The sequence below is a fragment of the Brevundimonas subvibrioides genome (genome assembly GCF_027271155.1).
Lineage (GTDB): Bacteria > Pseudomonadota > Alphaproteobacteria > Caulobacterales > Caulobacteraceae > Brevundimonas > Brevundimonas subvibrioides_D.
Window position 1 is genome coordinate 466,577 of sequence record NZ_CP114542.1, and the last position, 20,749, is coordinate 487,325.

The following is a 20,749-nucleotide window of genomic DNA, read 5'->3' on the forward strand; positions in this document are numbered from 1 at the left end:
CTGGTTGTCGCGGCCGTTCTGGCCTAAACGGGCGGGCTGATCCTCCTTGAACAAGAGCCCCGACATGGCCGACGGCAGCCCGATCTCGACGCAGACCTTCCGCTGGGACGACCCGTTCGACATGGCGTCGCGCCTGACGGACGACGAACGCGCCATCCAGGACGCGGCCCGGTCCTATGCCCGCGAGAAACTGCTGCCCCGCGTCGTCGCCGCCTTCCGCGACGAGACCTTCGACCGCGCCATCATGACCGAGATGGGCGAGATGGGGTTCCTCGGGGCCATGCTGCCCGAACAGTACGGCGGTTCCGGCGTCAGCCATGTCGCCTATGGCCTGATCGCCCGCGAGATCGAGGCGGTCGACTCAGGCTACCGCTCGGCCATGTCGGTGCAGTCGTCGCTGGCCATGTATCCGATCTACGCCTTCGGCAACGAGGAACAGAAGATGCGCTTCCTGCCCCGGATGGCGGCGGGCGAGCTGATCGGCTGTTTCGGCCTGACGGAGGCCGACGGCGGCTCCGACCCGGCCTCGATGAAGACGAAGGCCGTCGCGGTCGAGGGCGGCTATCGCCTGAACGGCGGCAAATACTGGATCACCAACTCGCCCATCGCCGACCTGGCCATCGTCTGGGCGAAACTGGATGACGTCATCCGCGGCTTCATCGTCGAGCGCGGCTTTGAGGGCTTCACCACCGGCAAGATCGGCGACAAGCTGTCCTTGCGCGCCTCCATCACCGGCGACATCGGCCTGAACGACGTCTTTGTGCCCGAAGCCAACCTGCTGCCCGGCGTGAAGGGTTTGCGCGGGCCGTTCTCCTGCCTGAACAAGGCCCGCTACGGCATCGCCTGGGGGGCCATGGGCGCCGCCGAGTTCTGCTTCCACGCCACCCGCGACTATGTCGGCTCGCGATCGCTCTTCGGCCGCCCGCTGTCGTCGCGCCAGCTGGTGCAGAAGAAGCTGGCCGACATGCAGACCGAGATCTTCCTGGGCTTCGAGGGGGCCTATGCGCTCGGCCGCCTGCTCGACACCGGAGCCTTCGTGCCCGAAGCCATTTCGCTGATGAAGCGCAACAACTGCGGCAAGGCCCTCGCCATCGCCCGCGAGGCCCGTGACATGCACGGCGGCGCCGGCATCACCGGCGAGCTCCACGTGATGCGCCACGCGATGAACCTCGAGACGGTCAACACCTACGAAGGGGCGCATGACGTGCATGCCCTGATCCTGGGGCGGGCGATCACGGGGGAGAGCGCGTTTTAGGAATGCAGAGGATCGCGGTTTTCAGGCGGAGAATATCTCGATGCCGATCAGGCGTCCTTCGACGTCAAAGTCGAGGTTGACGTCGAGACCATCGTAGCCTTTCACAACCTGATAGAGAGGAACGGTTTTCGCTACGCATCCGAACGAACCTGATCCTGGATGATCGGGCAGATAGACGTAAGACATATTGGAGGCCATGTCCGCCTCAAGCTTAACTAATCCCATCCCAACCAGTCCTCTGTCAGCTGCCGATCGCGCTCTACCCCTCGCACCCCGTCGTGCGCTGGTTCCAGGTGATACCGGCGATCTTCCAGACGCCGTCGCGGCGGATCAGGTCGAAATGGTCGGAGCCGCAGTGGACGACCCGGCCGTCGAGCTTGAAGACATAGGGGCCCCAGACCATGGCGATGTCGCCGTCGATGGCGATGATCGGATCGGTCAGGATTTCCTCGAACCGCTCAGGGCCCGGCTGAAGCCCTTCGGCAAAGGCCTCGGCGGCGAGGGTCTGAATTACAGAGGTGCCGTCCGGGCGCTCGACCGCCACGATCATCCGTGCCTCCGGGGCCAGATGCGGGGCCAGCAGACTTCCGTCGCGAGCGGCGAGCGCGGCGAAGATGCCGTCGATCGGCACCATGACCGCCGCCGCCTCGGGCGAGGCCGGATCGACCTGGGTCGGCGTCTGGACCGCGAGTGCGGCCAACAGGGCGAGCATGGACATGAGAAAGCCTCCCGATCGGCGCGGGGCCTCGCGCCGGACCTGACGCTATCACGCCGCCCGATGGCGACAAGCCGGGTCGCCCGGCGCGACGCCGTCAGGGCTGTGGCCGGTCCCGGGTCGGGGACGAGCCGGTATTGACCTGGGGCACATACAGGCCGGTCACCGCGCGGGTGACGAAACCGACCGGCTGGGTCCGGGGCCCGAACGACAGGCAGGGGTCCGGCGATGGAATGTCCCGCACGGCCCGGTCGGGCTGCGAGATGGTGTCGCCGATCTCGTCGCCCAGCGGCTCGGCCATCTGCAGGGCATCGCCGATGCGCGACAGGGACGGGGCGTCGGTGCCGACCGTATTGGCGTTGCGGGCCCAGGCCAGGGCCGCGACCTGGGTCCCGTCCGGCCCGATCAACTCGCTCTCGACCGCCAGCCCGCCCGTCGTGCCCGGAACCCGGAACGTGCCCGGCCCGGGGATCAGCAGATTGGCCACGGCCGCGACGCCCGAACCGACCGTCCCCGTCGGGCGCACATCCACCACCCCGGTCCTCAGCCGCGCCACGCCCTGGGCCCCGGGGGTCAGGGTGAACCGCTCGCTGACCTCATAGCAGATCTGGCGATCGACCTCCCGCAGCAGCTGGACGCGTTCCTCGTCGGTCAGGGCGCTGCCGGCCGTGCCCACGAACCGGCTGGGCTCCAGATGCACCCGGTCGATCGCCGCGACCGCCGCATCGTCCCGCCGCTGGCGGATCGAGGCGCGGATCGTATCCTCGCGGGTGACCAGCCCGTCATAGCCGCCCAGGAACCCGGCATCGGCGACCGGGGCGGTCTGGCAGGCGGCGAGGCCGAGACCGGCGAGGAGGAGAAGGGCGGCCTGGCGCATATGGAACCTCTGCAATGGTCTCTCCCAACGCGGACACGACCCGGGCGTTGCGGTCAGGAACGATCATTCCATGCGCCGTTGTGATTCCGCATCAGACTTCTATCCTGAAAGCCGGCATGGGGGACGGACAGATGACCACGGTCGGGATCGACACAATGGCAGAGGCGGATCCGTTCGCCGCCCTGGCCGAGGTCTTCGCCGGTCGTCGCGCCCTGCTGCTGGAAGACGACCCGGCGCTGGCCGACCACGTCGCCGACCGCCTGCTGAAGGCCGGGTTCGAGATCGTTGATCGCGTCGATGCGGGCGAGGCGGCCTTGCAGATGGCAGGGACGCATCCCTACGACGTCCTGATCCTGGATCGGATGACCAATGGCCTGGACGGGCTGGAGACGCTGAAACGCCTGCGGACCGGGGCCGGTCCGTCCAGCGATGCGCCCGCCCTGATGCTCACGGCCCTGACGGGCGAGCGCCAGCGGGTCGAGGGTCTGCTGGGCGGTGCCGACGACTATCTGTCCAAGCCCATCGGCGACGAGGAGCTTCTGGCCCGCGTGGCATCCCAGCTGCGCCGCGTCGCGCGCCGGGCCAAACCCGCCAACACCGACCTCATCAACGGGCCATTCCGCCTGTCGCCCGGCGCCCGGACGTTGAAGCTGACGGTCGAGGGGACCGAGCGGCTGATCGATCTGTCGCCGCTGGAGTTCGCCATCGTGTCCGAACTGATGACCGCGCGCGGCCAGCCGGTGACCAAGACCATGCTGTGGGACCGGTGCTGGATCGAATGGACCTTCCTGCCCGACAATTTCGTCAACATCATCGACGCGCGGATCAGTGCCCTGCGTCGCCGGTTGAAGGAACAGGCCCCCGAACTGGGCGAGGACCTGCATCCCCTGATCGTCTCGGCCCGCAGCCAGAGTCTGATCTTCCGCGACCTCGACGCGGGTTGAGGGGCTTGAGCCCACCGGCCGTTCCATGGACGCTTCCGGCCGGTTGGCGGCGCTGGCTGGCCGAACGCACCTCGACCCAGCTGGCGGCCACCCTGGCCATCATGGCGGTCGTCGCCCTGACCGGGTCCCTGCTGATCACCGGGCAGGCCGCGCGGCTGGACCAGCGCCAGCAGGCGGCCCTGGCGGCCCTGGCCGACTTTGCCGCCATCGCCGTGAAACTGCCGCCGGACGCCGGCGCGGAAGAGATGACGGAATCGGACGCCGCCTACTGGTCCGCCTTCCTCAGCGCCTTTCAGGACGGGCCCAGCCGCGAATCCATCACCCTGGAGGAAACCTGTCGCACGGGCCGGGGCGGTGCGGGGGTGCGCTTCATCCGCGCGCCCGTCGGCAAGCCGGCCGGTCTGGCGGCGCTGGAGACCGCCCGCACCTATCGCCTGTCGCGGCTCGGGCCCGGCGTCTATCGGGTGCGGCTGGCCCCGGGTCAGCTCTGCCCGGCCCGCGCCATCGAGGCGGTGATCGTCAAGCGGCCCGTCGGCGCGCTGCAGGTCATCGTCGGCCGGGTGGTGGATCCGGCGGGTGTCGCCTGGCGCTGGGCCGTCCTGTCGGTCGCCCTGACCGGAGCGCTGATCCTGGTGTCGGGGCTCGCGGCCGCGACCTTTGCCCGGCGGCGACTGACCAGCGCGATCGCCCAGGTCAGCCTGGCCCTGGACCGGGCCGCGGTGGGCGATTTCTCGCGGCGGGCCCCCGATGTGGCGGTCGCGCCCGAGATGACCGCCCTGTCGACCCAGGTGAACCGGACGCTTGACCGGCTGGAGGAACTGCTGACCTGGCTGCGGGATTCGGCCGACCAGCTGGCGCATGACTTCCGCACGCCGCTCGCCCGCGCCTCGCTGCGCCTCGATCGGCTGATGGAGGCCGACGATCCGGCCGAGCGCGCCCGGCTGGGCGAGGAGGCCAAGCAGGATCTGGCCGACATCACCCGCGCCATGAACGAGGCCATGGCCCTGCGCGACGGCGAGGCCTGGCTGTTCGAGGACGTCCGGCTGGACGTGCTGGCCGAGGCCTGCGTGGAGCTTTACCAGCCCATCGCCGATATCCGCGGCATCCATATCGTGGCCGGGGGTGAGCCGGTCTCCGTCCTGGGCGTCCGCTCCCTGTTGCAGCGGGCTGTGGCCAATCTGGTCGATAACGCGGTCAAATTCTCGCCCGAGGGCGGCACCGTCACCCTGCGGGCCTATGCGGACGAGGCGGAGGTGGCCATCTCCATCGCCGACCAGGGCCCGGGCATGTCCGGTCCCGAGCCGGCACGGGTCGAGGGGACCGACAGCCACGGCATGGGCCTTGCCTTCGTGCGCGCCATCCTGCGCCGCCACGGCGGCAGGATGACGATTGATGACGCCGCGCCGGGGGCCATCGTCACCGCGCATTTCCCGCGCTAGTCTGTCCGGGACATCAGGGGATGAACCAATGAAACGTGCGGCATTTCTGGCGGGAACGGCGATCGCTCTCACCCTGTTCGGCGCAGGCGCGGCCTCGGCCCAGAGCGGGCCGTCCAGCCTGCCTTTCGACGCCCGGCGTGGCGTCTTCACCTTTGCGGCGGGGCTTGAGCGTTCGCTGCCCGCCGTGGTGCAGGTCACCACGCTTGGCGTCTCCGCCGGTCCGACGACCGGCGAGACCGAGCCCACACCGACCGGCAGTGGATCGGGCGTCATCATCGACGCGGCGGCCGGCATCATCGTTACCAACAACCATGTCATCGAGGGGGGGCAGAAGTTCCGCGTCGACATGACCGACGGCCGGCTGGTCGACGCGGTCCTGCTGGGGGCCGACAAGGCGACGGACGTGGCCGTGCTGCAGATCCAGGCCACCGGCCTTTCGCAGGTCGAGACGGTCGATTCCGACACCCTGCGCACCGGCGACCTGGCCTTTGCCGTCGGCTATCCGCTGGGCCTTGACCAGACCCTGACCATGGGCGTGATCTCGGGGCTCGGGCGTTCGGGCATGGGCGATGCGGTCGAGGACTATATCCAGACCGACGCGGCGGTGAACTCGGGCAACTCGGGCGGGCCGCTGCTGGACAGCCGGGGCCGACTGATCGGCATCAACACCTCGATCCTTTCGGGCGACATGGGTGGCGGCAACGACGGCATCGCCTTCGCCGTGCCGACCCGTATCCTGATGTTCGTGGTCGACCAGATCCGCGCCAACGGATCGGTCACGCGCGGCGTGATCGGCGCGACGCTCGGCTCCCTGACGGCCGAGCGCGCAGTCGAACGGGGTCTGGGCTTCGTGCGCGGGGCCATTGTCGAGGATGTGGTCCCCGGATCGCCCGCCGACCGCGCCGGTCTGCGGACCGGCGACGTCATCACCCGCATCCAGAACCGCCCGGTCGCCAATGCCGGCTCGGTCCAGGCGACGGTCGGCATCGCGCCTCCGGGCACGGCGCTGACCCTGGTCTATCTGCGCGACGGCCAGAGCACGACGGCCCAGATGACCGTCGAGACCGAGTCCACCGCCGCCGTGCAACTGGGCTCCAGCGCGCTGCAGGCCTATGGCGCCAACATCCGGGCGCTGACGGCTGCTGATGGCAAGGGCGACGAGCCCGGCCTGATCGTCGTGGCGGTTGAGGGTGGATCGCCTGCCGCCCAGCAGGACCTGCGCGCAGGCGATGTGATCACGGCGGTCGCGGGCGAGAGCGTCACATCCCTGGCCGATCTGGCCGCAGCCCTGGGCAACAGCGGGGCTCTGACCGTTCGCCGCGATGGCGAGGTCGTGGAGCTGTCGATCACGCCCGGCAGCTGATCCTTCGGTCTGCCGATACGGAAACGCCGGGGTCGTCGCCCCGGCGTCTTTCGTTTCTGGCCGGGCTCCGGGCAGCAAAACGCCCGCCGTGCCATTCGGGGGGAGGGGCGGCAGGGCGGGCGTCTCGCTCTGGAGGAAGCGTCGGCCCGTCGGAGCCCATAAACTGGAGTCATCCAGGGGGGCTGGGGGGGCTGTTCAGGATCCGGGACGCTTCCGAACTCCGTCAGGCCGACGGTCTGTATCTCGCGGCCTGATCTGTCCACTGATGGACCGAAACGGGGCCATTTCGTGTCGGGCGATCTTTTCCGGCCTGCGGTCCGCTGGCGTTCGTCGGGCGTGCGCCTAGATTGATCCTCATGAGCGCCGATGTCACCCCTTTCGATCCGTCCCCGTCCGGATCCGTCTTCTTCGAGCGGCGCGAGCTGGACCTGATCCTGCGGGTCTACGGCCGCATGGTCGCCCAGGCCGAATGGCGCGACTATGCCATGGTCGGCGGCAGGGAGGCGGCCGAGTTCGCCGTCTTCCGCCGCTCGGGCGACGCCCCCGCCTATCGCATCGAGAAACGCCCGTCGTTGCAGACGCGACAGGGCCAGTGGTCGGTCATCGGCGAGGGCGGCGTGGTGCTGAAGCGCGGCCGCGAGCTGGCCCAGGTGCTGCGCGTCTTCGACAGCCGCAAGTTTCAGGTGGTCGAATAGAAAAGGCCCCGCCGTTTCCAGCGGGGCCTCCTGTCATCTGTGCCGGAGCGATGCGATCAGCGACGGCCGCCAAACAGGGCGAGCATGAACTGGAACATGTTGATGAAGTCCAGATACAGGCTGAGCGCGCCGTAGCTGGTGGCGACGCTCATCCGGGTGCGGTCGCCGCCCAGGGCGTAGTAGGTCATCTTCAGCCGCTGCGTGTCATAGGCCGTCAAGCCCGCGAACAGCAGGACCCCGACGGCCGAAATGATCATCTGCATTGGCCCGCTGTTCAGGAACATGTTCACGACAGAGGCGATGATCAGGCCGATCACGCCGATGATCAGGAAGCTGCCGATGCCCGACAGGTCCCGCTTGGTCGTATAGCCCCAGAGGCTCAGGGCCCCAAAGGCCGCGGCGGTGACCAGGAAGGTCGAGACGATCGACGTGGACGTGTACAGCAGCACCACGCTGCCCATCGAGGCACCGATCAAGGCCACGACGAGCCAGTAGATGGCGCTGGCCGCGCCCGACGTCGGATTCCGCATGACGAAGCCCGAGACCAGCAAGACGGCCAGGGGCGAGAAGGCCACGATCATCCCCAGTATGGTAAAGCCTGTGACCCGCGTCACGCCGTCGGGGAACAGCTGCGTGGCGTACAGCAGGTCGCGCACCGGCGGGAACGATCCGGTCACATAGGCCAGGGCCGCCGATACCAGCAGCCCCAGGGCAACCTTGTTATAGACCCCCAGCATGAAGCTGCGCAGGCCGGTATCCACGGCCATGTCGGCCGGGGCATTCACCGGGGTCGAAAAACCGTTTCTGAAGTCGCTCATCGCGAGATCAATCTCCAATGGGCCGGAGGAAAAGTCTCCGGCGACTGCAGAGAATATCGGGTGTCCTCCGCTTTCTTGCAAGCGGCTCGCAGCAGGATCGGTTCCGACCTTTCGCCGCAGGGCCGACGCCGATAGGCTGGCCCCATGCTGCGCCTGTTCACCGCCCTGCCCATCCCCTTCGACGTGGCCGAAACCCTGGGCCGCCGACAGGCTGGCCTGCCGGGCGCCCGATGGCGCAGCGCCGAACAGCTCCACATCACCCTGGCCTTCTATGGCGAGGTCGAGGAACGCCGCGCCGACGACCTGGCCGCCGAACTGGCCCGTATCCCGCCGGGGGCGTTCGAGATCGAACTGAAGGGCGTGGGAGCGTTCGGCGATGCGCACCGCAGCCATACCCTGTGGGCCGGGGTGGAGCCATGCGAGCGGCTGACCGTCCTGGCCGGGCGCTGCAAGGCGGCGGCCGAGCGGGCGGGGGTCAGGATGGAGCCCCGGCTTTATCGCCCCCACCTGACCCTGGCCTATCTGAAGACACAGACCAATCCCGACCGGATCGGGGCCTGGATCACTGGCCACAACCTGCTGCATTCGCCGCCGATCCGGATCGACCGCTTCGGCCTTTATTCCAGTCTTCTGTCCGATGGCGGCAGCCACTATGAGCTGGAACGGGAGTATCCGCTGTGACTGCCCGCGACATCGGCCCCGTGATCGAGACCGGACGCCTGATCCTGCGACCGCCGATCGTCGAGGATTTTCCGCGCTGGGCCGAATTCCAGGCCGACCCCGAGACCAACCGGTTCCTGGGCGGGGTCCAGCCGCCGCCCCAGACCTGGCGCACCCTGATGGCCGTCATCGGCCAGTGGGCCGCGACGGGCGAGGCCATGTTTTCGGTGATCGAGAAGGACAGTGGCCTGTGGATGGGCCGGATCGGACCGCTGCACCCCTATGGCTGGCCTGGCACCGAGGTGGGCTGGAGCCTGCATCCCGATGCGCGGGGGCGTGGCTATGCGGTGGAGGCGGCGGTGGCGAGCATGGACTATGCGATCGATGTTCTTGGCTGGACGGACGTGATCCACTGTATAGCACCCGAGAACCTGGCCTCGGTGCGGGTGGCCCGGACGCTGGGGTCCGTCAATCGAGGGCCGGGTCGACTGCCCGAGCCGATGCAGGACGAACCCGTCGACCTTTGGGGTCAGAGCGCCGACGAATGGCGCGCGAACCGCAAGCGCTTCCGGGTCTGAGCAACTATCGTCCATCGCCATCGTATCTTCGCGGACAATGCCGATCACCGGAGAGCCCATGACCGCCGCCCGACCGCTCGCCCTCGCCGCCGCCGCCCTGCTGGCCAGCGCCCTGCCAGCCGCAGCCCAGGCCACGAATGTGGACCTGGACCGGTTCGACGGCCGCTGGTTCGAGATCGCGCGCAATGACAACGGACTGCAGCGCGACTGCAGTCGCGCCCAGATCGACTTCGACCCCGCGACCCGGGCCAGCCGCTATTCCATCCTGGTCATCTGCACGCGGCGCGGGACGGGCCGCGTCGAGACCCTGCGGGCCCATGCCTCGGTGACCGATCCGGCCACCAATGCCAGGTTCCGGTTCAGTCTGACGGGTCTGCTGAGCTTCGGTGGGCTGGCGTCGCAGCACTACTGGATCTGGGATCACGCACCCGACTACAGCTGGGCCATCATGGGCCTGCCGAACAAGTCCAGCTGGTGGATCTGGCACCGGACCCAGACGCCCTCCGCCTCCGTCCGGACCGCGACCCTGGCCCGTGCCCGGGCGCTCGGCTTCGACACCTCGGGCGTCGTGCAGACCGGGGTCTGACGCCCGGCGGCGTCTCCAGCGCCGGGGCGAAGCCATGGTTTTCGACCCGCCCGGGCGGATTTGAACCGGTCCTTGCCGCGCTTGCGGACGGAACTTAACCGGAACATAGTGCGGCCATGCCCGCAGCCGCTCATCTGGAACTCGTATTCAGCCGTCCCGAAACGACGCTGGGCGTGACGCGCGGAGCCGGCCGGCTGCTGGCGGACCTTGGCTATGCGCCGCTTCTGGAAGTCTGTCTGCCCAACGGGCGGCGTGCCGACGTCATGGCCCTGGGCCGCAAGGGCGACATCGTGATCGTCGAGGTGAAATCCGGGCTCGACGACTATCGCGTCGACCGCAAATGGCCCGAATACGCGCCCTTCTGCGACGCCTTCTATTTCGCTGTCGCGCCGGAGTTTCCCGACGGTGTCCTGCCGGACGCGCCGGGCCTGATCGTGGCCGACGGCTTCGGCGGGGCGGTGGTGCGCGAGGCACCCGTCAGTGCCCTGGCTCCGGCCCGGCGCAAGGCCCTGACCATCGCCTTCGGCCGTCTGGCCGCGATGCGGACCCTGAAGCCCTAACGCGGTGCGCGCTTGGCCAGGATGCGCTGAAGGGTGCGGCGATGCATGCCCAGGCGACGCGCGGTCTCCGAGACATTGTGGTCGCACAGCTCATAGACCCGCTGGATATGCTCCCAGCGCACCCGGTCGGCGCTCATGGGATTGTCCGGCGGCTCAGGCGCATCGCCGGTGGCCAGCAATGCCTTGACCACGTCGTCGGCGTCGGCCGGCTTCGACAGATAGTCGACGGCCCCGGCCTTGACGGCTGCGACCGCCGTGGCGATCGCGCCATAGCCGGTCAGCATGACGATGCGGGAATCGGCGCGGCGATCGCGGATGGCCTCGACCACCTTCAGCCCGTTGCCGTCCTCCAGCCTCATGTCCAGCACGGCGAAGGCCGGCTGGGTCGTCTTCAGCGCCTCGGTGGCTTCCGAGACCGAGCCGACGGTCGTCACCTCGAAGCCGCGCGACTCCAGCGCCCTGCCAAGGCGCGTGCGCAAGGCCTGATCGTCGTCCAGCAGCATCAGCGAGCGATCCGCCAGACCGGCGATGCGCTCCTCGATATTGGGTGTGGTGGCGGTGGCTGTGGTCGGCATGACGGCGGTCTCCCTGCTGTCGAGATCGGTTGCCGCACCGCTTGCGTCAAGCGGTGCGGCGTTGGGTCGCTTGTCGGGGTCGGGTCTCAGGTCGGCACGGCCTCCAGCGCCTTGCGCGGCCACCGCACGGTGACCCGCGCGCCCCGGTTCGCGCCCGGCCCCCCGTCGCCATGGCTGACCACGACCTGGCCGCCCGTCCGCTCCAGCAGGGTCCGGGCAATGAAGAAGCCCAGCCCCATGCCGCCCTGGCTGGGAATGGCGTCCAGAACCGTCGCTGCCGTCCGGCCCTTCTTGCCCGGCCGCGTGGCTCCGGCCGCGGCGGCCAGCTGGGTCGCCAGCACCTGGCGCGCCTTGCCGTGCGGACGGCTGGTGACATACGGCTCCCCCAGCCGGGGCAGGATGTCGGCGGCGAAGCCCGGCCCGTCGTCCAGCACCTCGATCGTGATCCACTGCACATCGGCCGTGCCCAGCACCCGCACCCGGGTGGCGGCGAAGTCGGCGGCGTTCTCGACGATGGCCGAAAGCCCGTGGATGACTTCGGCCAGGCGGCGGACGTGGGGTGCGGCCATGCCCGTGGGCGTGCGGACCTCGACCGAGATGTCCAGGTCGAAGCCCAGGTGCGGCTCCACCACCTCGGACAGCAGGGCCTTGAGCCCCACTTCGGTGTAGAGCTCGTCCCCGTCCTCGGGCCGTTGCGACAGGCGTTTCAGGATCTCGCGACACCGGTCGGCCTGCAGCAGCATCAGTCGCGCATCTTCCGCGATGGGACCGTCGGGGGCCGCCGCGCGCAGCAGCTCCTTGGCCACGATCTGGATGGTCGCCAGCGGCGTGCCCAGTTCGTGGGCGGCCGCGGCGGCCAGTCCGCCCAGCGCCGCCAGCCTCTGCTCGCGCTGCAGAACGTCCTGGGTCGTGGCCAGGGCCAGTTCCAGCTTCTCGGCCTCGGCGGCGACCCGCCAGGCATAGGCGGCCGTAAAGACCACGCCCGTGATGAGGGCCAGCCCGACCCCGAACCGATACAGCGGGGGCAGGTCCAGTTCGGTCCCCGATACCCAGGGCAGGGGCATGGACCAGAAGAACAGGGCGGTGGTCGAGACGAACACCATCAGACCCAGCAAGAGCGCCTGCCGCCCCGGCAGGGACGCCGCCGCCACGGTCACGGGCGCCACCAGCAGCAGGCAGAACGGATTCTCCAGCCCGCCGGTGAAGGCCAGCAGCGCCGTCAGCTGCAGGATGTCGAACCCCAGATGGATCGCGGTCTGGCGACCGTCGGGCAGGCGGCTGTCGGTCTGGCGCAGGCGCGACATGGCCGACAGATTCACCAGGGCGCTGATCCCGATGACGCTCAGCACCTGCCAGACCGGCAGGGGGAAATGCAGCATCATGACCAGGACGATGACCGTCGCGGTCTGACCCGCGATGGCCAGCCAGCGCAGGATGATCAGGGTGCGAAGGCTCAGGCCGCGCGCACGGCGGGGCAGGTCGCGCCAGCCCGGCACGACCGCGCCCTGCGACGTGTTGGCGGCAAAGGACGGGCTGGCTTCGCTCTGGTTCACGACGGGTCTATAGACCGTCTCCACCCCGATGTCGGCCCCGTCCCATGGAGACACGATGCCACGCCGTTCCGTCCTGCTGTTCGCCGGTGCCTGTATCGCCATTGCCGTGGCGCTCGCGGCCGTGACCGTGGTCGTCGTGACCGGCCGCGAACAGGCGGCGGCGGTCGCGGAAGGGACCGGCACCGGACAGGCCAGCGTCGGTGGTCCGTTCCAGCTGGTGAACCAGGACGGCCAGAGCGTCGATCAGACCCTGCTGGACGGACGGTGGAGCCTGGTTTTCTTCGGCTTCACCTACTGCCCCGACTTCTGCCCCACCACGCTCCAGGCCCTGGCGGCGACCAAGGCCCGGCTGGGCGCGGCCGCCGACGATGTTCAGATCGTCTTCATCTCCGTCGATCCGGCGCGCGATACGCCCGCGGCCCTGAAAGCGTATCTGGCCACCGACGGCTTTCCGAAGGGCGTCATCGGTCTGACCGGCAGCGAAGCCCAGGTCAAATCCGCCGCCGACGCCTACCGCGCCTATTTCCAGAGGGTCGGGACGGGGCCTGACTATACGATGAACCACTCCCTGACCGTGTATCTGATCGGCCCGGACGGCCAATACCGATCCGCCCTGGCCCATGACCTGGGACCCGAGCGTTCGGCACAGCTGATCCAGCGGGTCATGGCGCGGGGGTGAACGCCCCCCGCTTCCTTCAGGGCGGACTGTAAATCCTTTTGCAGTGCAGCGCGTTCTATGGTGCGATGCCCGTCTCGGCGGGGGCCGATCACAGGATTCCATGCTCTACGCACTTCACGAGCTCGCCTATTCCTCGGCGCAGCCTTTCCGCATCGGGGCGCAGATGGCGCGCCGGTTCTGGACCTCACCACTGAATCCGGCCGCCGACACCGCCATCGGCCGCACGGCCTATGCCTCGGCCGAGCTGTTCGAAAGCGTCACGCGCCGCTACGGCAAGCCCGCCTGGGGTCTGGAGGTCGTCACCATCAACAACCGGCCCGTGCGCACGACGGAACAGGTCGTCTGGAAAAGCCCCTGGGTCCGGCTGTTGCGTTTCGCGCGCAACATCGGCGATCTCAAGCGGGCGGGAAAGCCGTCTGCGGCCCCCAGCGTCCTGATCGTCGCGCCCCTGTCCGGTCACTACGCGACCCTTCTGCGCGGCACAGTCGAGACCTTCCTTCAGGACCACGACGTCTATGTCACCGACTGGGTCAATGCCCGTCAGGTGCCGATGCTGGAGGGCCGGTTCGACTTCCACGACTACATCGACCACGTCCGGACCATGCTGGCCGAGATCGGCCCGCGCGCCCATGTCGTGGGTGTCTGTCAGCCCGGACCGCCGGTGCTGGCCGCCGCCGCCATCATGGCGGCCGAGGACGATCCCAACCGCCCCGCCTCCATGACCTTCATGGGGTCCCCGATCGATGCAAGGCTGTCGCCGACGGCGACGAACCAGCTGGCGGAGGCGAGGCCCTTCGCCTGGTTCCAGTCCAACATGATCCACACCGTGCCCTGGCCCTATCCGGGCTTCGGGCGCGAGGTCTATCCGGGCTTCGTCCAGCTCTACAGCTTCATGTCGATGAACGAGGCGCGCCACACCGACGCCCACTGGGAGTATTTCCGCGACCTGGTCGCCGGCGATGGCGACGGCGTCGAGAAGCACGAGCAATTCTACGACGAATATCTGTCGGTGCTGGATCTGACCGAGGAGTTCTATCTCCAGACCATCGACATCGTCTTCCAGTCGCACCTCCTGCCGCGCGGCCTGCTGGAGCATCGCGGCGTGCCGGTCGACCTGACCCGGATCACCGACATCGGCCTGATGACGGTCGAGGGCGAGAAGGACGACATCTCGGGCGTCGGCCAGACCCAGGCCGCCCATACCCTGTGTACCGGCATCCCCGACGAGCGCCGGGTGCTTTACGTCCAGCCGGGTGTGGGTCACTACGGCGTCTTCAACGGGCGTCGATTCCGCGAGGAAATCTACACCCGCACCCGGGACTTCATCGCCGCCAATGAAAAGCTTTCAGCCGTACCGGGCCGGTCAGAGGCTGCCGCTTGAGGCCGGGGTCGCGCTCAGGCTGAGCGTCAATCCCCGCGCCCGGCGTATCTCGATCCGCATCGATGCCCGGGCCGGTGAGGCGGTCGCCGTGGCCCCCTCCGAGCGCCGCCTGCCCGACGCGGTCGCCTTCGCCCGTTCCAGGTCTGACTGGATCGCCGAACGCCTTGCGGCTCGCTCGGCGGGGACGGCTCTGGTCCCTGGCGCCACCATTCCGTTTCGCGGCGGCACGGCCGTGCTGGAGGCCACGGGCGGCGCCGGGGCTGCGCGTCTGATCGAAGGCCCGGACGGCGTTCGCATCGCGTCGGGCGGCGAAGGCGAGGCCTTCGCCCGCCGCGTGGTGAATCTGTTGAAGCGGCTGGCTCGTGACGCCCTGACCGTGCGGACGCAGGTCCACCTGAATGCTCTCGGCCAACGCCCGGTCACGCTGGGCATCAACGACCCGACGTCACGATGGGGCTCATGCAGTCCGATGACGCGCTCGATCCGCTATTCCTGGCGCGTGGTCATGGCCCCGCCTGCGGTGCTGGACTATCTGGCCGCCCACGAGGTCGCCCATCTGGTCCACGCCGACCACAGCCCGGCCTACTGGGCCGTTGTGCACCGGCTGGTCGGCGACCACCGCCCGTTCCGCGCCTGGCTGCGTCAGCACGGGGCCGACCTGCACGCGGTGGGGCGGTAGAGCGTTAGAAGAACAGCGGGTTGTCCGGCTTCTCCGGCGGCAGTTCCGGTTCCGGTCGCTGGTCCGGCGGGTCGTCGCGGCGGGGCTCGGACCGGGTGTCGCGCCGGTCTTCGGTCGGTTTCTCGGGTTGATAGGGCTCGCCCTGGTTCGGGTCGACGGGATCAATGGCGGTGCCGTCGCCGAACGGATCCTCGACCGCACCCATCAGGTCGCCGATCGGATCCGGCGCGACCCAGCCTTCGGGCATCGGCGGACCGTTGGGGATCGGCTGCACTTTCAGGCGGGGCAGGGCGGCCTCCATGAAGGCCTTCCAGATGGCGGCGGGCGCGGCCCCGCCGGTGACGCCGCGCATCGCCGTATTGTCGTCCTTGCCGACCCAGACGGCGGCCACGAAGCCGCCAGTATAGCCGACGAACCAGGCGTCCTTGTAGTCGGACGTGGTGCCCGTCTTGCCGGCCAGGTCGCGGCCGGAAATCTGCACCGCGCGCGCCGTGCCGCCCGTGACCACGCCGCGCATCATCTGGTTCATATAGTAGAGCGACGGGTTGTTGATGGCCTGACCGGCGGCGGCATCGCGGGCCGCGCGCTGATAGATGACCCGGCCCTGGGGCGTGCGGATGCGGCTGATGCCATAGGCTTCCACCCGGCGTCCCCCGTTGGCGAAGGCGTCATAGGCCGTGGCCATGTCGATGGGCGAGACCTCGACCGCCCCCAGCGCCATGGCCGGTTCCAGCCCGATGCGCGAGCTGATGCCCAGCCGGCGCGCCGCACGGGCCACGCTGTCGCGCCCGATCTGGTCGGCGACATAGGCGGCCACGGTGTTGATCGACTGGGCCATGGCATTGGCCATGGTCGTGTCGCCGATGAAGGTGCCGGAATAGTTGCGCGGGCTCCAGTTGCCGATGCGCACGGGCTCGTCGACCACCGGCGTCTGGGGCGTATATCCGGCCTCCATCGCCGCCAGATAGACGAAGGGCTTGAAGGCCGAACCGGCCTGGCGGCGGGCGTCGACCGCGCGGTTGAACTGGCTGTCGGCATAGGAGGCCCCGCCGATCATGGCGCGGACGCGTCCGTCGCCGTCCAGCGCCACCAGGGCGGCCTGCTGCACCCCGCGCGAGGCGTCCCGCTCCAGGATGCGATGCACGGCCCGCTCGGCCGAGGTCTGCAGCGTCAGGTCCAGGGTGGTCTCGACCACCATGTCCTCGGTCGGTTCACCGACCAGGCCGCGGATCTCCTTGTCCAGCCAGTCGATGAAATACTGGGCGTGCTGGCTGGCGAGGGTGCGGGACACGCGCACAGGCTCCAGCACCGCCAACGCCCGTTGTTCGGGCGTGATGACGCCGGTCGCTTCCATCTGGTCCAGCACCACGGTCGCCCGCACCGCGGCCCGCTCCTTCTCCGACACCGGCGAATAGCGGGACGGGGCCTTCAGCAGCCCGGCCAGCAATGCCGCCTCGCCGACGGTCAGGTCCTTGGCCGACTTGTCGAAATACCGCTGCGATGCCGCCTCGATGCCATAGGCCCCCGCGCCGAAATAGACCCTGTTCAGATAGAGGGCGAGGATCTCCTTCTTGGTGAACTTCAGCTCCAGCCAGACCGCCAGCATCAGCTCCTGCACCTTGCGGCGCATGTTCTGGTCGGGCGTCAGGAACAGGTTCTTGGCCAGCTGCTGGGTCAGGGTCGAGCCACCCTGGACGACCCGCCCGGCCCGCATGTTGCGCGCCATGGCCCGCATCATGCCGATGGGATCGAAACCGGGGTGGTAATAGAAGCGCCGGTCCTCGATGGCGATGAAGGCGGCGGGGACGTAGTCGGGCAGGGCCTCCAGGTCCGCGGGCGGTGCCTGCTGCGATCCACGCGTGGCGATCAGGGCACCGTTGCGGTCCAGATAGGTGATCGAGGGCTGGCGATCGACATCGTACAGGGCCGAGGTGTCGGGCAGGCCGCGCGCGAAGACGGCGAAGAAGACGACCAGGAAGATCAGCCCCCAGACCGCCAGGACCGAAGTCCAGTAGAAAAAGCGCTGCAACGGCGTGCGCTGTGCCCCGCCGCCGCTCGTGTTTCTCGCCCCGAAACCCGGACCCGCCATCAATTTCCTCGAGCTGATCCCGCTGTCATAGCCGGTCGCGCGGCCTACGGGAACGCCGTTCGCGTGAACGACGCATGAAGGCCTCACGCCACCGTGATCGCGCTTTCGGTTGAAACGATGGCGAGGAGGTTAACGGCCCGTCAGGTCACTCCGCGACGAAGGCATCCAGCTCGGCATAGAAGGCTGTGGCCTGGTCCAGCATGATGAAGTGGGCACTGTCGTCGATGCGCTTGAGCTCCACGCCCTGCAGGCTGGCGAAGGCCCCCTGATAGATGGCGTCGGTGAACTCGGTCGTCATGCGGGCGTCGTTGAACTTCACATACAGGACCTCGGTCGGAACCGTGATCCGGGCCAGTTCGGGCGTCAGGTCGGTCACGATCAGCTCGCGGTAGGCGGCCGAGGACACCTTCTGGTCGCTGGCGGCCGTGTCGGCCAGCACGGCCGGGCGCGCCTGTTCATTGTTCACCATGCCGGTGACCATGGTCGCGGCCGCGGCCTGGTAGGCGTCCGGGGGGCTGTTGGCCATGCCGGCATAGACCTGATCCGCGATCGGCGTGACGCTTTCGACCGTTGCGCCCGGCCCGCCGAACATCGCGCCCATGAAGGGCACCATGTCCACGACCATCAGCTTTCCCACGGCGTCGGGATGGCGCGCGGCCAGCATCATGCCGATCGTGCCGCCCATGGAGTGTCCGACGACGACGGGATGGTCCAGGTCGTTCTCGGCGATATAGCGGGCGATCTCCTCGGCGACGGGCGCGGCCACCGGGCCCTCGGCATTGCCTTCGGCCGGAGCGCCGGCGAAGCCCTGGATGTGGATGCGATGGATGCGCCAGCCCTCGCCCTGCGGGGCCTGGGCCAGATGATCCACGGTGCCCTGCCAGATTTCGGGCGAGGAGCTGAGGCCGGGGATCAGGATGATCTCGCGCACGCCCGGCCCGGGCTCGCCGTCGACGCGGACATGCAGGCGGTCGGATTCGAACGCCGCGTGGTGGTGGCCGTGGTCAGCGGCGTGTTCCCCGTGTCCGTCCTGGGCCCGGACGTCGCCGACGAGCCCGAAATTGGCCATCAGACCGAGGGCGGCGATGACGCCGGTGAGGATCTGGCTGTTCATGATGCGTGTTTTCCCGAGCCGGACCATCCGGCCATCTGGTCCCTGCGCGTAACAGGTCGTGCGATTGGATGCGGATGGCAAGAGCGATCCTCGTTCCTGTCGCGATGGGCCGGTCCTTTCGCACGACGTCGCTGGAGGATGACGAAAGGATGAGGGGGCTCTAGGATCGCTCCCATGCCCGCAGACAGCGCCCCGATCCCGTCCCCCGAGGCCAAGGCCCCGCCCGCCGCCTTCGGCAAGGGGTTCGTGCTCGATACCTGGTATTTCGTCGCCCTGTCGCGCGATGTCGCCGTGGCCTCGCTGAAGCGGTATGAGCTGCTGGGCGAGCCGGTGCTGGTGGGTCGCCGTCGCGACGGCGCGGTCTATGCGATGCGCGACATCTGCCCCCACCGGGCCGCGCCCCTTTCCGCCGGCCGGCTGGTCCAGAAGGCCGGAGAGCCCGAGACCGTCGAATGCCCCTATCACGGCTGGCGGTTCGGTACCGACGGGGTCTGCGCGGCGATCCCGTCGCTGGTGGACGATCAGCCCTATGAGGCCGGGCGCATCCGGGTCCGGTCCTATCCGGTGGCCGAGAGCCAGGGGATGGTGTTCGTCTATGTTCGATCCGACCCGCGCTCGGACGCCGCGCCCGACCACGCCCCGCCGGTCTTCCCCGGCGTGGTCGGCGGCGAGGCGAAACTGGTCGAGTGGATGGATTTCGACAGCCATATCGACCACGCGGTCGTCGGCCTGATGGACCCCGCCCACGGCCCCTATGTGCATCAGCAGTGGTGGTGGCGGTCCAAGCATTCGATGCACGAGAAGGCCAAGGCCTTCGAGCCGCGCGATCTGGGCTTTGCCATGGTGCGTCACGCCCCGTCGTCGAACTCGCGGGCCTACAGGATCCTGGGCGGCGCGCCGGCGACCGAGATCACCTTCCGCCTGCCCGGCTATCGCTGGGAGCATATCCAGGTGGGCGAAAAGCAGGTCCTGGCCCTGACCTGTCTGACGCCGGTGACGGAGACCAGGACCCGGATCACCCAGATCTTCTGGTCCGACCACTGGGTGTTCAGCCTGGCCAAACCCTTCCTGCGCATGGGCGTCGTCGCCTTCCTGAAACAGGACGGCGGCATGGTGAACCTGCAGAACGAGGGCCTGCGCTACGATCCGGCCCTGATCTGGATCGATGACGCCGACCGGCAGGCGAAATGGTACCAGCAGCTCAAGCGCGAATGGCAGAAAAGCCGCGCCGAGGGGCGCGACTTTTCAAACCCGGTCCAGCCGGCGGTGCTGAGGTGGAAGAGTTGATCCAAGGCGTGGCGAGTGGCGAGTGGTCAGTGATGAGAGGCCGAAGCCATGGCATGGTTCACCCGGAAGTTTGGGGTCTTGGACGCCTCACGAGATGCGCCATCGCTCGCCACTCGCCACTCGTGACTTCTACTTGGTGCTGACGCCGGCCAGCAGGGTGTCGACCTGGCGGCCGATGTGGTCGGCCAGCTGCTCGACCGACCAGCCGTCGTAGGCCGCGCGGCGATAGTTCGACAGATAGGCGTCCCAGGTCAGCTCGGTCAGCAGGGCGACGTCCGCATCCTGCTTAAGTTCGCCCGCGCCGATGCCCGCGCGCAGGATGTCGCTGATGACCGCGGTCAGCCCCCCGGTCGCCGCGCGCTGGCGCGTCTCGGCTGCGATCGGCTGGAACCAGGACCGGGCCACGATGGCCTGGAACAGCGGCAGCTGGTCGATGGAGCCGTGGTAGCCGGCCGACAGGGCGTTCACCAGACGGTTGCGCGTCGTCCCGTCCCCGGCGCCGTTCTTCATCACCTCGGCCAGACCGGCCATGTCCTCGGTCAGGACGGCCTCGAACAGTTCGGCCTTGTCCTGGAAGTTGGCAAAGACGGCACCCGTCGACATCCCGGCTCCCCGGGCGATGTCGCGGATGGTGGCGGGCTCATAGCCGCGCTCTGCGAACAGGCCGCGGGCGGCGTCCAGCACCTTCTGGCGGGTTCGCACCTTGGCGGCCTGGCGGCGGTTGATCCGGGGCTGGCCTTGGGTTTCGGCGGCGGGGGACAGGGCTGTCGACGCGGACTCACGCATGAACACGGTTACTCTGAATGACGCCCGCGATTGCGGTGCGGAACAAGGGACGGAAGGGCTGCAACCGGGTCTGCACGGCCCGACAACGGACGCAGCACGAAGACCCAGCCAAGGCT

22 protein-coding genes are annotated in these 20,749 nt (G+C 68.7%); 13 read left to right on the forward strand and 9 right to left on the reverse strand.

Going from position 1 to position 20,749, the window contains the following annotated elements; all coding sequences use genetic code 11:
* Positions 1–64: 64 nt before the first annotated feature.
* Entirely contained in the window at positions 65–1,255 is a 1,191-nt protein-coding gene (locus tag O3139_RS02335) for an acyl-CoA dehydrogenase (protein WP_269515300.1), read from the forward strand.
* 21 nt (positions 1,256–1,276) lie between these two features.
* Here O3139_RS02335 and O3139_RS02340 read toward each other — a convergent pair whose 3' ends face one another.
* From O3139_RS02340 to O3139_RS02350, 3 genes are all read right to left on the reverse strand, one after another.
* Positions 1,277–1,453 (reverse strand): DUF2283 domain-containing protein, encoded by a 177-nt coding sequence (locus O3139_RS02340; protein ID WP_269515301.1) that lies wholly within the window; start codon positions 1,451–1,453, stop codon positions 1,277–1,279.
* A 61-nt stretch (positions 1,454–1,514) separates the two neighbouring features.
* Positions 1,515–1,973 carry a nuclear transport factor 2 family protein gene (locus O3139_RS02345; protein WP_269515302.1) on the reverse strand — a complete coding sequence of 153 codons (459 nt, stop codon included), beginning with the start codon at positions 1,971–1,973 and terminating at the stop codon, positions 1,515–1,517.
* 94 nt (positions 1,974–2,067) lie between these two features.
* Positions 2,068–2,847 (reverse strand): DUF3313 family protein, encoded by a 780-nt coding sequence (locus tag O3139_RS02350; protein WP_269515303.1) that lies wholly within the window; start codon positions 2,845–2,847, stop codon positions 2,068–2,070.
* Positions 2,848–2,978: 131 nt separating this feature from the next.
* Between O3139_RS02350 and O3139_RS02355 the strand changes: the two genes are divergently transcribed.
* The 4 genes from O3139_RS02355 (at position 2,979) to O3139_RS02370 (ending at position 7,288) form a co-directional block, all read left to right on the forward strand.
* Entirely contained in the window at positions 2,979–3,791 is an 813-nt protein-coding gene (locus O3139_RS02355; protein WP_269515304.1) for a response regulator transcription factor, read from the forward strand.
* A 5-nt stretch (positions 3,792–3,796) separates the two neighbouring features.
* Positions 3,797–5,230 carry a sensor histidine kinase gene (locus O3139_RS02360; RefSeq protein ID WP_269515305.1) on the forward strand — a complete coding sequence of 478 codons (1,434 nt, stop codon included), beginning with the start codon at positions 3,797–3,799 and terminating at the stop codon, positions 5,228–5,230.
* Positions 5,231–5,258: 28 nt separating this feature from the next.
* Positions 5,259–6,593, forward strand: a complete 1,335-nt coding sequence (locus tag O3139_RS02365) for a trypsin-like peptidase domain-containing protein (protein WP_269515306.1) — start codon at positions 5,259–5,261, stop codon at positions 6,591–6,593.
* Between the two features lie 356 nt (positions 6,594–6,949).
* A complete protein-coding gene (locus tag O3139_RS02370) occupies positions 6,950–7,288 on the forward strand; it encodes a DUF2794 domain-containing protein (RefSeq protein ID WP_269515307.1) in 339 nt (112 codons plus the stop codon).
* A gap of 56 nt (positions 7,289–7,344) precedes the next feature.
* Here the strand turns inward: O3139_RS02370 and O3139_RS02375 are convergent, their stop codons facing one another.
* Positions 7,345–8,106, reverse strand: coding sequence for a Bax inhibitor-1/YccA family protein (locus O3139_RS02375; RefSeq protein ID WP_269515308.1), 762 nt, complete (start codon positions 8,104–8,106; stop codon positions 7,345–7,347).
* A gap of 144 nt (positions 8,107–8,250) precedes the next feature.
* Here O3139_RS02375 and thpR point away from each other — a divergent pair, with 144 nt between their 5' ends.
* The 4 genes from thpR (at position 8,251) to mmcB (ending at position 10,490) form a co-directional block, all read left to right on the forward strand.
* Positions 8,251–8,787, forward strand: a complete 537-nt coding sequence (thpR, locus tag O3139_RS02380) for an RNA 2',3'-cyclic phosphodiesterase (protein ID WP_269515309.1) — start codon at positions 8,251–8,253, stop codon at positions 8,785–8,787.
* Entirely contained in the window at positions 8,784–9,344 is a 561-nt protein-coding gene (locus O3139_RS02385) for a GNAT family N-acetyltransferase (RefSeq protein ID WP_269515310.1), read from the forward strand. The genes thpR and O3139_RS02385 overlap by 4 nt, the downstream gene beginning before the upstream one ends.
* 58 nt (positions 9,345–9,402) lie before the next feature.
* Positions 9,403–9,930 (forward strand): lipocalin family protein, encoded by a 528-nt coding sequence (locus tag O3139_RS02390; protein ID WP_269515311.1) that lies wholly within the window; start codon positions 9,403–9,405, stop codon positions 9,928–9,930.
* Positions 9,931–10,046: 116 nt separating this feature from the next.
* Positions 10,047–10,490: a DNA repair putative endonuclease MmcB gene (mmcB, locus tag O3139_RS02395; protein WP_269515312.1), complete on the forward strand. Its 444-nt coding sequence runs from the start codon at positions 10,047–10,049 to the stop codon at positions 10,488–10,490.
* On the opposite strand, the gene O3139_RS02400 is transcribed toward mmcB, so the two are convergent.
* Together O3139_RS02400 and O3139_RS02405 are read right to left on the reverse strand one after the other, a co-directional pair.
* Positions 10,487–11,065 carry an ActR/PrrA/RegA family redox response regulator transcription factor gene (locus O3139_RS02400; protein WP_269515313.1) on the reverse strand — a complete coding sequence of 193 codons (579 nt, stop codon included), beginning with the start codon at positions 11,063–11,065 and terminating at the stop codon, positions 10,487–10,489. The genes mmcB and O3139_RS02400 overlap by 4 nt on opposite strands.
* A gap of 86 nt (positions 11,066–11,151) precedes the next feature.
* Positions 11,152–12,672: an ActS/PrrB/RegB family redox-sensitive histidine kinase gene (locus O3139_RS02405; protein WP_269515314.1), complete on the reverse strand. Its 1,521-nt coding sequence runs from the start codon at positions 12,670–12,672 to the stop codon at positions 11,152–11,154.
* Position 12,673: 1 nt separating this feature from the next.
* Here O3139_RS02405 and O3139_RS02410 point away from each other — a divergent pair, with 1 nt between their 5' ends.
* From O3139_RS02410 to O3139_RS02420, 3 genes are all read left to right on the forward strand, one after another.
* Complete coding sequence (locus tag O3139_RS02410; RefSeq protein WP_269515315.1) at positions 12,674–13,297, forward strand: SCO family protein; 624 nt, start codon at positions 12,674–12,676, stop codon at positions 13,295–13,297.
* Positions 13,298–13,397: 100 nt separating this feature from the next.
* Complete coding sequence (locus O3139_RS02415; RefSeq protein ID WP_269515316.1) at positions 13,398–14,678, forward strand: polyhydroxyalkanoate depolymerase; 1,281 nt, start codon at positions 13,398–13,400, stop codon at positions 14,676–14,678.
* Positions 14,632–15,357 (forward strand): M48 family metallopeptidase, encoded by a 726-nt coding sequence (locus O3139_RS02420; protein WP_269515317.1) that lies wholly within the window; start codon positions 14,632–14,634, stop codon positions 15,355–15,357. Before O3139_RS02415 ends, O3139_RS02420 begins: the two co-directional genes overlap by 47 nt.
* A 4-nt stretch (positions 15,358–15,361) precedes the next feature.
* Here the strand turns inward: O3139_RS02420 and O3139_RS02425 are convergent, their stop codons facing one another.
* On the reverse strand, positions 15,362–17,446 hold the full coding sequence (locus O3139_RS02425; protein ID WP_269515318.1) for a transglycosylase domain-containing protein: 2,085 nt from the start codon (positions 17,444–17,446) through the stop codon (positions 15,362–15,364).
* A gap of 145 nt (positions 17,447–17,591) precedes the next feature.
* A complete protein-coding gene (locus O3139_RS02430; RefSeq protein WP_269515319.1) occupies positions 17,592–18,560 on the reverse strand; it encodes an alpha/beta fold hydrolase in 969 nt (322 codons plus the stop codon).
* Positions 18,561–18,734: 174 nt separating this feature from the next.
* On the opposite strand from O3139_RS02430, the gene O3139_RS02435 reads away from it, so the two are divergent.
* Entirely contained in the window at positions 18,735–19,847 is a 1,113-nt protein-coding gene (locus tag O3139_RS02435; RefSeq protein WP_269515320.1) for an aromatic ring-hydroxylating oxygenase subunit alpha, read from the forward strand.
* A gap of 129 nt (positions 19,848–19,976) precedes the next feature.
* Here O3139_RS02435 and O3139_RS02440 read toward each other — a convergent pair whose 3' ends face one another.
* A complete protein-coding gene (locus tag O3139_RS02440) occupies positions 19,977–20,633 on the reverse strand; it encodes a TetR/AcrR family transcriptional regulator (protein WP_269515321.1) in 657 nt (218 codons plus the stop codon).
* Between the last annotated feature and the right edge of the window lie 116 nt (positions 20,634–20,749).

What these genes read in the sequence shown, in the direction of transcription:
- O3139_RS02335 (WP_269515300.1), top strand. Translation starts at nt 65, where the DNA reads ATGGCCGACGGCAGCCCGATCTCGACGCAGACCTTCCGCTGGGACGAC.
- O3139_RS02340 (WP_269515301.1), bottom strand. Translation starts at nt 1,453, where the DNA reads ATGGCCTCCAATATGTCTTACGTCTATCTGCCCGATCATCCAGGATCA.
- O3139_RS02345 (WP_269515302.1), bottom strand. Translation starts at nt 1,973, where the DNA reads ATGTCCATGCTCGCCCTGTTGGCCGCACTCGCGGTCCAGACGCCGACC.
- O3139_RS02350 (WP_269515303.1), bottom strand. Translation starts at nt 2,847, where the DNA reads ATGCGCCAGGCCGCCCTTCTCCTCCTCGCCGGTCTCGGCCTCGCCGCC.
- O3139_RS02355 (WP_269515304.1), top strand. Translation starts at nt 2,979, where the DNA reads ATGACCACGGTCGGGATCGACACAATGGCAGAGGCGGATCCGTTCGCC.
- O3139_RS02365 (WP_269515306.1), top strand. Translation starts at nt 5,259, where the DNA reads ATGAAACGTGCGGCATTTCTGGCGGGAACGGCGATCGCTCTCACCCTG.
- O3139_RS02370 (WP_269515307.1), top strand. Translation starts at nt 6,950, where the DNA reads ATGAGCGCCGATGTCACCCCTTTCGATCCGTCCCCGTCCGGATCCGTC.
- O3139_RS02375 (WP_269515308.1), bottom strand. Translation starts at nt 8,106, where the DNA reads ATGAGCGACTTCAGAAACGGTTTTTCGACCCCGGTGAATGCCCCGGCC.
- thpR (WP_269515309.1), top strand. Translation starts at nt 8,251, where the DNA reads ATGCTGCGCCTGTTCACCGCCCTGCCCATCCCCTTCGACGTGGCCGAA.
- O3139_RS02390 (WP_269515311.1), top strand. Translation starts at nt 9,403, where the DNA reads ATGACCGCCGCCCGACCGCTCGCCCTCGCCGCCGCCGCCCTGCTGGCC.
- mmcB (WP_269515312.1), top strand. Translation starts at nt 10,047, where the DNA reads ATGCCCGCAGCCGCTCATCTGGAACTCGTATTCAGCCGTCCCGAAACG.
- O3139_RS02400 (WP_269515313.1), bottom strand. Translation starts at nt 11,065, where the DNA reads ATGCCGACCACAGCCACCGCCACCACACCCAATATCGAGGAGCGCATC.
- O3139_RS02410 (WP_269515315.1), top strand. Translation starts at nt 12,674, where the DNA reads ATGCCACGCCGTTCCGTCCTGCTGTTCGCCGGTGCCTGTATCGCCATT.
- O3139_RS02415 (WP_269515316.1), top strand. Translation starts at nt 13,398, where the DNA reads ATGCTCTACGCACTTCACGAGCTCGCCTATTCCTCGGCGCAGCCTTTC.
- O3139_RS02420 (WP_269515317.1), top strand. Translation starts at nt 14,632, where the DNA reads ATGAAAAGCTTTCAGCCGTACCGGGCCGGTCAGAGGCTGCCGCTTGAG.
- O3139_RS02425 (WP_269515318.1), bottom strand. Translation starts at nt 17,446, where the DNA reads ATGGCGGGTCCGGGTTTCGGGGCGAGAAACACGAGCGGCGGCGGGGCA.
- O3139_RS02430 (WP_269515319.1), bottom strand. Translation starts at nt 18,560, where the DNA reads ATGAACAGCCAGATCCTCACCGGCGTCATCGCCGCCCTCGGTCTGATG.
- O3139_RS02435 (WP_269515320.1), top strand. Translation starts at nt 18,735, where the DNA reads ATGCCCGCAGACAGCGCCCCGATCCCGTCCCCCGAGGCCAAGGCCCCG.
- O3139_RS02440 (WP_269515321.1), bottom strand. Translation starts at nt 20,633, where the DNA reads ATGCGTGAGTCCGCGTCGACAGCCCTGTCCCCCGCCGCCGAAACCCAA.